9 protein-coding genes are annotated in these 9,610 nt (G+C 58.1%); all 9 read left to right on the top strand.

Going from position 1 to position 9,610, the window contains the following annotated elements; translation table 11 throughout:
• A partial coding sequence (locus O3A94_16635; protein ID MDA1357879.1) for a 50S ribosomal protein L25 occupies nt 1-353 on the top strand: 353 nt, incomplete at its 5' end.
• Between the two features lie 38 nt (nt 354-391).
• Nucleotides 392-979, top strand: a complete 588-nt coding sequence (gene pth / locus O3A94_16630) for an aminoacyl-tRNA hydrolase (GenBank protein MDA1357878.1) — start codon at nt 392-394, stop codon at nt 977-979.
• Between the two features lie 20 nt (nt 980-999).
• Complete coding sequence (gene ychF / locus O3A94_16625; protein ID MDA1357877.1) at nt 1,000-2,091, top strand: redox-regulated ATPase YchF; 1,092 nt, start codon at nt 1,000-1,002, stop codon at nt 2,089-2,091.
• Nucleotides 2,092-2,286: 195 nt separating this feature from the next.
• The gene (locus tag O3A94_16620) at nt 2,287-3,558 is read left to right on the top strand and encodes a tyrosine-type recombinase/integrase (GenBank protein ID MDA1357876.1); all 1,272 of its coding nucleotides are present in this window, start codon (nt 2,287-2,289) and stop codon (nt 3,556-3,558) included.
• Nucleotides 3,559-3,646: 88 nt separating this feature from the next.
• The gene (locus O3A94_16615) at nt 3,647-4,714 is read left to right on the top strand and encodes a hypothetical protein (protein MDA1357875.1); all 1,068 of its coding nucleotides are present in this window, start codon (nt 3,647-3,649) and stop codon (nt 4,712-4,714) included.
• Nucleotides 4,715-4,833: 119 nt separating this feature from the next.
• Entirely contained in the window at nt 4,834-5,043 is a 210-nt protein-coding gene (locus tag O3A94_16610; protein MDA1357874.1) for a transcriptional regulator, read from the top strand.
• A 176-nt stretch (nt 5,044-5,219) separates the two neighbouring features.
• Nucleotides 5,220-7,784 (top strand): DUF3987 domain-containing protein, encoded by a 2,565-nt coding sequence (locus tag O3A94_16605; protein MDA1357873.1) that lies wholly within the window; start codon nt 5,220-5,222, stop codon nt 7,782-7,784.
• A 338-nt stretch (nt 7,785-8,122) separates the two neighbouring features.
• A complete protein-coding gene (locus tag O3A94_16600) occupies nt 8,123-8,500 on the top strand; it encodes a hypothetical protein (GenBank protein ID MDA1357872.1) in 378 nt (125 codons plus the stop codon).
• A 200-nt stretch (nt 8,501-8,700) separates the two neighbouring features.
• The gene (locus O3A94_16595; GenBank protein MDA1357871.1) at nt 8,701-9,162 is read left to right on the top strand and encodes a hypothetical protein; all 462 of its coding nucleotides are present in this window, start codon (nt 8,701-8,703) and stop codon (nt 9,160-9,162) included.
• Nucleotides 9,163-9,610: the final 448 nt, after the last annotated feature.

Raw genomic sequence — 9,610 nt, 5'->3', positions numbered from 1 at the left:
TGCGCGTCGACGAGAAAGAGAAACTCACAATGCGAGTTCCTTTGCATTTCACTAATGAAGAGACGGCTATCGGCGTGAAAAGCGGCGGCGTAGTGTCGCACGTCATGACCGAGCTAGAGGTTTTATGTTTCCCGCGCGATTTGCCAGAGTACATTGAGGTAGACGTGGCGAAAATGGACCTCGGCGATACGCTGCATCTTTCGGATATTACGGTACCGAGCGGCGTCGAAATCGTGTCGCTGCTGCAAGGCGGCGATGACGCGCTGCCGGTCGTCTCTATCCATTTGCCACGAGCTGGAGCCGAAACGGACGCAAAAGAAGAAGCCGACGAGGGAACGGACTCGACTGAGTAACCACAAGCATTGCCTGGGCTCGATTCAGGTTTTACTGTGTGGCTAAACCGTTCGGCATAGAGCTGATTGTTGGCTTAGGAAATCCGGGCGAGCAATACGCAAAAACGCGGCATAATGTCGGCTTCTCGTTTGTCGATAGTCTCGCTTGGAACAATTCCGCGCGATTCAAATTCGAGACTAAATTTGGCGCCGAGATTTGCCGCGTTTCGATTTCCGATCGAGCTGTCTGGTTGTTGAAGCCGCAGTCCTATATGAATAATAGCGGTAGCGCTGTGGCTAGCTTCGCTGCGTACTACGGGCTGGACGCTAAACAAATATTGGTGGTTCACGACGAGCTTGGGCTTGCATGCGGATGTGTCCAAATAAAGGTCGGTGGCGGGCATGGTGGGCATAATGGCCTGCGTGACATTGCGCTACATTTCAATAGCCAGTTCGTGCGCGCTCGGATCGGAATTGACCATCCCGGGCACGGACGAGACGTCGCCAATTACGTGCTTAAAGCGCCGCCGAAAGACCAACATCAGCGGATCGAAGCCGCCGTCTCATCACTACTTTGGGAGATCGAGGCGCTCGTTGACGGTGATTTCGACCAGGTTTCCACAAGACTTCAGTCGCAAACGAAATAAGTTGACGAGAGATATCAGCAATGGGTTTTAAGTGCGGAATCGTTGGGATGCCGAATGTCGGCAAATCGTCGCTGTTTAATGCCTTGACTCACTCGGCGATTGCGGCCGAAAACTATCCCTTTTGCACTATCGACCCGAATGTCGGTGTTGTCCATGTCCCCGATCCGCGCCTCGACAAAATCGCATCGATCGTGAACCCCAAGCAGGTACTCCCTGCAACGATGGAGTTTGTTGATATTGCAGGTTTGGTCGCAGGCGCCTCCAAAGGTGAAGGCCTGGGCAATCAGTTCCTTGCCCATATCCGCGAGACACAAGCTGTTGCTCACGTCGTGCGTTGCTTTCATGATGATAACGTTGTGCATGTTTCGGGCCGGGTCGATCCGCTAGCGGACGTTGAGATCATCGAAACAGAACTTGCGCTTGCCGATCTCGAAACGATGACTCGTGCGCTAGACAAGGCGCAAAAGCTAGGTCGCTCAGGAGACAAGTCCGCTCAAGTACTTATCCAGCAACTGCAAAGCATATTGGAAGGCTTAAACGAGATGCGACCCGTGCGTGCGCAAGATCTCAACGAGGCGACGCTTGCGAACATTAAGTCATTTAATTTACTAACGGCTAAGCCGGTGGTTTTCGTGGCTAATGTCGACGAGGCCGCTTTGGACGGCAACGACATGTCAGCGGCGGTTGCACAATACGCTCGTAATCAAGGTGCCGAATGTGTCGTTCTTTGCGCGGCGCTCGAAGCAGAACTCGCGCTGTTGGAGGATCTCGAGCGTGAAGAATTTCTGGGCGAAATGGGGGTAAGTGAACCCGGGCTTAACCGATTTATTCGCGCCGGCTACCAACTTCTTGGCCTGCAGACATATTTCACTGCCGGACCGAAAGAGTGCCGCGCCTGGACAATCCGAAAAAATGAGACAGCACCAAAAGCTGCAGCGGTCATCCACACGGACTTCGAAAGAGGTTTCATCCGCGCGGAAGTGATCGGCTACGATGATTTTATCGAGTACAACGGGGAATCCGGCGCTCAGAGTGCGGGACGTCTTCGTTTGGAGGGTAAAGAGTATCTCGTCTCCGACGGCGACGTGATGCATTTCCGTTTTAACGTTTAAACAGAACATCGGATTCCGGTGGATTTCACCGGACAGACAAAACCCCGTTTAACCTAGCGTTTGCGGGGTTTTTTGTTCCTTGCTGATCCATGGTTATCCATTGCGAGCCGGGTATAAACCGGGTACGATACCGGGTATGGAGTCAAAACCGGGCATCAAATAACCGGGTATGACTTGAGCCACGGAGAATAGGCCATGCTGACCGATACCCAATGCCGTACCGCAAAGCCCAAGGGCAAGCCCTACAAGCTCACAGATGGCAAGGGGCTGTATCTGGAAATCAAACCCAACGGGGTGAAGGCGTGGCGCTACCGCTTTGAGTTGCGCGAGGGCGATGTTGCCAAGGAAAGCATATTTGCCATCGGTGACTACGCCATCGCACCAAGCGGAGAAACGCCGGAGGAGGGGCAGGCAAGGCGGGCGGGCCGGCGATTTACCCTGGCCGAGGCGCGGGATGAACGCATCAAGGCACGGGCGCTGGTCAAGCAGGGAATCAACCCGGCGCACAACCGGCAGCTTGAACGCATCAAACGCGAACACGAAAACGCCACGACATTCGAGGCCGTAGCGAACGAATGGCTGGCCTTGAAAGATTGGGAAGAAGTTACCAAGAACCGGCGACTGGACATGCTCACCCGCGTGGTGTTCCCGAAGATCGGATCACTGCCGGTCAAGAGCATTACCCCGGCGCACATTCTGGATGTGCTGAATACGTCGGCAAAGAAGAACGGCTTGACTGTTGCGGCGGAAGCCAAGCGCACGATGTCCGGGGTCTTTGAATTGGCGGTTTCCACTCTGCGGGCACAGTCCGATCCTGTGTACCCAGTGCGCAAGGCATTGCCGGCCAACAAGACCCAGCACAAGCGCCCACTCGATTCCGCCGAGATTGGTCAGTTGCTGCGCGACGTGGAAGGGCATGGCGGTCGCTATGAAACCATCACCGCGTTTCGCCTGATGTGGCTGACGCTCTGCCGCCCAAGCGAAGCGGTTGAGGCGCGGTGGGATGAATTCGACCTCGACGCGGCGGTCTGGCGGATTCCGGCGGAGCGGATGAAAAAGCGCAACGAACATGCGATGCCTTTGCCGACTCAAGCCGTCGAAATGCTACGGGCGCTGCATGGCCTCACTGGCCGTCATGTTTATCTGTTCCCGCATCGTGATGACCGGACGAAACCGATGGTCGGCGCTTCATTGCGCACCATGCTCAACGCTCTAGGCTGGGGCAAGAAATACAGCCCACATGCCACCCGAACCACCGGAAGCACGCGACTCAACGAGTTGGGGTTTGCTTCCGATTGGATCGAGCGCCAGTTGGCGCATGCCGAACCCAACGCAGTGCGGCGAACCTACAATCATGCCGAATACTTGGGCGACCGCGCCAAGATGATGCAGCAATGGGCGGACATGCTGGATACGTGGAAGAAGAGCGACGATAACGTGACGCCGATCAAGAAAGCGGTGGCATGACGGTTTGCCGCGCCTAGCCCGACGGGGCGAAAACCGGGAACCCTTACCCGGCTGGCGTGGCACCCAATCAAGGGCGGCGCGAAAGGGCGTGATGATGGATTTTCCGGCATATGTCCCGGCGGCAGTCCGGGCGCACATAACAACATTTATCGAGGGCGATTCTTGGTCGGCTATGGGGTGGCAAGAATCCCTAGCGAGTGCCGAGCGCCAGTTAGCCGAAATCGACGGGAAGATTGAAAGCTGCATCCGATGGGGAAAGGATGATTACCTGCCCGGCCTGAGAAACGGTAGGGCGGAAGCGGTAGCGCATCGGGATAGGCTGGCGGGCGACGTGGATTGCTTGCAACGGCTGGGGCACGATGCGCGGATGCGCGATGCCTTCGCGCTACTGACCCGCGAATTTACCGACGATAAGCAATGGCGGAACTTCATCTATGCGGCATGGGCGGCGCGGGTAGATTTTGCGAAATACCGCGACAGGTTAAAGCGAGCGGCGGAACTGAAAGGAGATATAGCCGACGCGGCGGAAACACTGGCGAAGCTGATCCGCCAATTTTCCGAAACTGGCATCAATGGGCCGGGCGAGTTTTATTCAATCCCCGATCTACTGCGGCAAACCGATAACCACGAAATGCAGGGGCATAATCTGGCTATGTGGCGATCCATGCGCCAGCATGTTCTAGGCGACCTGCCGAGGAAGGATATTCCAGAGGCGAAGCCAGCGGAGGAAAGCGGCGAACCGCCAACCGTTGAAATAGTGCGAGTGTTTCTCGTACCAGAAGAAAAAGCGGAAATCGACCCGAAGGAAGAGGCGCGAAATATGTTGCGCTACTCATGGGGAACTGCCCCCGACTTTTCCGCGTTACTTGGCACGATGGCGAATGCGGCGCGAAGTTTCAAGCCGAGCGTATCGGGGATGATCGGGGCGGCGATTGAGTCCCGGCAACGAAGCGCGAAAACGGAATACCTGCGGGCCTTCGGCAACCTATTGACGGATGTTCATGGCTTCGCACTGACGACGCCAATCATGCAGGCAATGGCATTCGTGGCGAACGTGGTTATTAACACGCCCGACGTTGATGTGACCCATGACGACGTGCGGAAAGCCCTTGCAAAGCTAGGTGGAGAGCGGCCGGAAAACTCAGGAGAAAAATAGCAGGCGACTTTTCCAGAGCGGCGGAAAACTCAACACCTGAAAACCTGCGGAGTATCTTCGATTTGCATTAACGGAAAACGGAGAATGCACCCGTCTTAACTTGGATAAGGACGGATGCAATGATCCAACTACCTGAAACCGGCTTTGTTCGCTTGCCGCAAATAATTGGCGACCCCAAAGCGGAACCGCCAATCCCCCCGATCATCCCGGTAAAAAAATCCTGCTGGTGGGCCGGTGTTAGATCCGGGCGCTTCCCCCGGCCGGTGAAATTCGGCCGGTGCACCATGTGGAAGGTTGAGGACATCAAAGCTCTGATTGCATCGGCGTAGGGGGCGGAGATGACCACAAAAACAGAGGGCCGAAACGGTGGCGACCGTCCGACCCCAAAGACTACCGATAGCCCCAATCATACCGGAATCGACCCGCTTGCGGGATGGTTCAGCCTTGCCAAATCGAGCCGCATTACCCGCCAGCAAAAGCGGGGATGGCAGAGAGGGGCGCGGCGATGATGAACGATATTGACCGAATCCGCGAAGCCCTGCAATTCATCTCAACCGGTGGGCATGACGAGCGGTTTCGCATCGGCTGCATGGTGAAGTCAGAATTGGGTGCCGCCGGCCGCGACCTGTGGGACGAATGGCGGGATGGCCGTGGCGACGATGAGGCTGCATCCGTTTGGAAGAGTATCAGCGAAACCGGGGCGCTGAAGATCGGCACCCTGTTCCATGAAGCCAAAGCGAACGGCTGGCGCGATGATGGAACCTACGCCAAGCCGACACCCGAAGAGCTTGTCGTGAGGCGACGCATAGCGGAGGAACGCGTCGCAAAAGACGAAGCCGAGATAGCCCGAGAACGTGCTGACACGGCATCGAGGGCGGCGGCGATCCTGAAAGCGGCGACCGAAGCGAAAGTCGATAACCCGTATCTGGTACGCAAGCGGGTTCCCCCCGTGGCAACCCTGCGGGAGATCGAAGCGGGCGCGGCGGCGGCGATTTTGGGCTACGCGCCAAACTGTCGCGGCGACCTGCTGACCGGGCGTTTGCTGGTGGTTGCAGTCAAACAAGGCGATGGTATATCAACGCTGGAACTGATTGACGGCGACAAGCGCAAGGCGGCACTGGCCGGGCGTGGTAGCAAGGTGGGCGGATATTGGGCAACCGAACGCCTGCCCGATGGCGATGGCGCGGGCCTGACCCTGCTGATCGGTGAAGGCGTGGCGACCGGGCTATCGGCATCGGAAGCTACAGGACACCCTGCCATCGCGGCGCTATCGTCGGGCAACCTGCCAACGGTGGCGAAGGCGATCCGCGAACGCTACCCGGCGGCGGCTCTGGTGATTCTGGCTGATCTGGTGAAGGCGACCGGCGAACCCGATCCCCATGCAATCGAGGCCGCAAAAGTCGGCGCTGGCAGGACGGCAATTCCCGACTTCGGCAGCGACCGCGATCCCGACATGACCGACTTCAACGACATGATGATTCTGGATAGAGCAGAAGCCGTAGCGCGGGCCATAGCGAACGCGACGACACCGGCAAGGGGCGATCATCAACCCGGCAACGATGACGCACCAGCGGACGATGCTGAGGGCAACGGCTGGCCTGATCCGCACCCACTGGCCTCGAAGATCGAGCCAGAATCCTATCCGCAGGATGCCCTGCCCCTGCCAATTCGAGCGGCGGTGGAAGAGGTTGTGAGCTTCGTCAAGGCACCTGTTCCGATGGTGGCATCGTCGGCGCTGGCGGCGCTTTCGCTGGCGATCCAAGCCCATGCCGATGCGAAGCGGCTTGAGAAACTGCACGGGCCTGTCGGGCTGTTCATTTTGGTGATTGCCGATTCCGGAGAGCGGAAATCAACCTGCGACGGTTTTTTCACTAAGACCATCAGCGACTATGAAGAAGCGCAGGCCGATGCGGCGAAGCCGGCGCTGAAAGATCACCGGGCAGCCATTGAGGCATGGGAAGCCAAGCGCGGCGGCGTGAAGGAAAAAATCCGCCAACTCGCCAAAGAGCAGAAATCGACTGCGGGTATGGAGTCGGCCCTGCGCGATCTGGAACACGACAAGCCGGAACCGCCAAGAATCCCCCGCCTGCTGTATGCCGATGCAACCCCCGAAGCACTGGCCTATGGCCTGGCGAAGCAATGGCCGTCGGCTGGCGTCGTCTCTGCCGAGGCAGGAATTGTTTTTGGCTCGCATGGCATGGGCAAGGATTCGGTCATGCGGAATTTGAGCTTGCTGAATCAGCTATGGGACGGAAAAAGCCTGACCATCGACCGGCGATCAACGGAATCCTTCACCGTGCGCGGTGCGCGGCTCACCATGGCGTTGCAGGTTCAGGAACCGACCTTGCGTGAATTCTTCACCCGATCTGGAGCGCTGGCGCGTGGCACGGGATTCCTTGCTCGCTTCCTTGTGGCGTGGCCGGAATCGACGCAAGGGATGCGCCAAATCGACCCCGATGCACCCGACGGGCCAGCCACCTGGCCGCACCTTGCCGCATTCCATCGGCGCATTGCCGCAATACTGGATCAACCTGTTCCCATTGACGAGGACGGCGCGCTGACCCCGCCCATGCTGCACCTGACCCCGGAAGCAAAAGCGGCGTGGGTGGAATATCACAATGCCATCGAGAGCGAGCTATCCTGTGGTGGCGAGCTGTACGACGTGCGGGACGTGGCAAGCAAATCTGCCGACAACGCGGCACGGCTGGCGGCGTTGTTCCAGATGTTCGAGGGAGCGGGCGGTGCTATCGGCCTTGCGGCATTCGAGAGTGCGAGCCTCATTACGGCCTGGCACCTCCACGAATCCCGGCGCTTCTTCGGGGAGCTGGCGTTACCGGCGGAACTGGCGGACGCGGCAAGGTTGGACGGATGGCTGATCGAGCATTGCCGGCGGGAGCGGACGCATCTTGTCTCGACCCGTGAAGCCCAACGACTCGGCCCGATCCGCGACAAGGAAAAGCTGGCAGCGGCGCTGCGGGAACTGGAAGAGCTTGACCGCGTGCAGGTGGCGCAAGAGGGGCGGCGGAAAACCATCAAGGTGAATCCGGCGCTGGTTGGGGTGGTGCCATGAGCCTACTATCCAGACTTCGGGATAAGCAGGCCGGCAAGATTGCGACTGCGACACCTGCGACTTTTGCGACACAAGCAGGGAGTGAGAGGAGAACTGTCGCAAGTGTTGCAACTGTCGCTGTCGCAAAGTTCCCCCAAGGGCAAACCGCATCCGCGCCAAAAGTTGGCACTGGCGACACGGCGACCGCTTCCCGCTGGTGGCTGATTCACTACCCCGACCGCGATCCGATGGAAGTGGCCTGCTGTCCCGAGGCGACCCATGCTGAGATTCTGGAACGGCACCCGGATGCGGTAGCGGCGGAACCTTTTACCCCGGCCATTAGGCAAACATCGGCACCGATGACCGCCAGAGAGGAAACGGCGGTCAGGGAATGGCTGGCACTGATCGAGGAAACTGACCCGGCGACCGTTGCCGAAGTGATCGGTAAGTGCCAGCGGGATGCGGATGCGCGGGAGTATTTCACCGGGCGGGCGGCGGCGGAATTGCCGAAGTCTGACCCCTTCCCTGATGACCGGCGCACCTGCGACCAATGTGCGAACCTGATCGCCCGGCGATGCCAAGCGGCGAAACGCGGCGAGATCGTGGCGAGCCGGAACTATGAGCCGATCCGCGACCTGCCCCGGCGCTGTGAAGGCTATGCGCCGGGGGCGGGTGACACAGATCGACGACATGGCCGGGAACGCTGGCCGGGACTAATCCAGAAAGGAAGCGAATGATGGCAAGCAAACTGAAGAAACCGGCGGCACCGAAGACGGAGGCATTTCCGCGAAAAGCGATCCCCTTAAAATCAGGCCCAAGCGCTGACGAAAAAGGGCGATGCTATGCGAACCTCATAACATCCGCCGAGCTTGCCGCGTATCGCATTATAGGGATGATGCAGCCGAAGAATGTGGCGGATGACATGGACACGCCGACAATGCTGGCGACCTTGCGCGATCAAGCGGAGGCGGTGCAGCGTGGCGACATGGCCCATGCCGAGCGGATGCTGATTAATCAAGCGTCATCGCTGCAAGCATTGTTTGTGCGGCTTGCCGAGCGGGCAATGGAGCAATCCCATATGCCTAACCTTGAGGGTTTCATGCGGATGGCGCTACGGGCGCAATCGCAATGCCGGGCGACACTGGAAACGCTGGCGACGATCAAGAATCCGCCGATTGTCTATGCACGGCAGGCGAACTTTGCGGCAGGGCACCAGCAAGTTAACAACGGCATCCCTGCCCCTACGCAGGCGCGAGAAATCGAGACTGAGCAAACCCAACTATCAGAGGAAACCCATGAGCTACTATCGGACACCCGAGCATCGCGCCTTGAGAGCCAAGTTAATCCAGCGCTGGAAACCTTGGGAAAAATCGACCGGGCCAAAATCGGAAGAGGGTAAGCAGCGATCCGCTATGCGCGGCTATAAGGGCGGAACCCGTGATCTGCTGCGCGAACTGGCGCGGCAGTTACGGGAGCAAGCCGAGGCATTGAAGCGCATTAACTGAAGGTTTGCGGCTTCGCATAATGGCGAAGCACGGTGTTGATTTGCATACTCGATTGGTCCACGAATTCCATTGAATCTTGATCCAGTATTTCCTCTACGACGGATCGGAAATTACGATAAAAAGCCGATCAAATATTAAATGCACATACCCTCGAAAACGGATCAATCGACCGTGCAAATCAACATTCCGGCGCCCGATGGCAGGTCAATAAATTCCCCGAGCCGCATTTACGTCTGCGGATTCGCTTCAAAGGAAGCATTCCGAGTGCGGGAGCCCCTGAGTCAATTCCAAATCAGGTATGAGTCTGAGGGAGGTCGGTCCGGACCGATAGGGGCTGGATTC

This window comes from Pseudomonadota bacterium, from assembly GCA_027624955.1.
Taxonomy (GTDB): Bacteria; Pseudomonadota; Alphaproteobacteria; order UBA828; family UBA828; genus PTKB01.
Note: the sequence above shows the minus strand (reverse complement) of the source record. Positions and strands in the feature narration are given on the sequence as shown.

Bases quoted from the DNA above. Each gene is read 5' to 3' on its own strand.
- ychF (MDA1357877.1), top strand. From the start codon at position 1,000: ATGGGTTTTAAGTGCGGAATCGTTGGGATGCCGAATGTCGGCAAATCG.
- O3A94_16620 (MDA1357876.1), top strand. From the start codon at position 2,287: ATGCTGACCGATACCCAATGCCGTACCGCAAAGCCCAAGGGCAAGCCC.
- O3A94_16610 (MDA1357874.1), top strand. From the start codon at position 4,834: ATGATCCAACTACCTGAAACCGGCTTTGTTCGCTTGCCGCAAATAATT.
- O3A94_16605 (MDA1357873.1), top strand. From the start codon at position 5,220: ATGATGAACGATATTGACCGAATCCGCGAAGCCCTGCAATTCATCTCA.
- O3A94_16600 (MDA1357872.1), top strand. From the start codon at position 8,123: ATGACCGCCAGAGAGGAAACGGCGGTCAGGGAATGGCTGGCACTGATC.
- O3A94_16595 (MDA1357871.1), top strand. From the start codon at position 8,701: ATGCTGGCGACCTTGCGCGATCAAGCGGAGGCGGTGCAGCGTGGCGAC.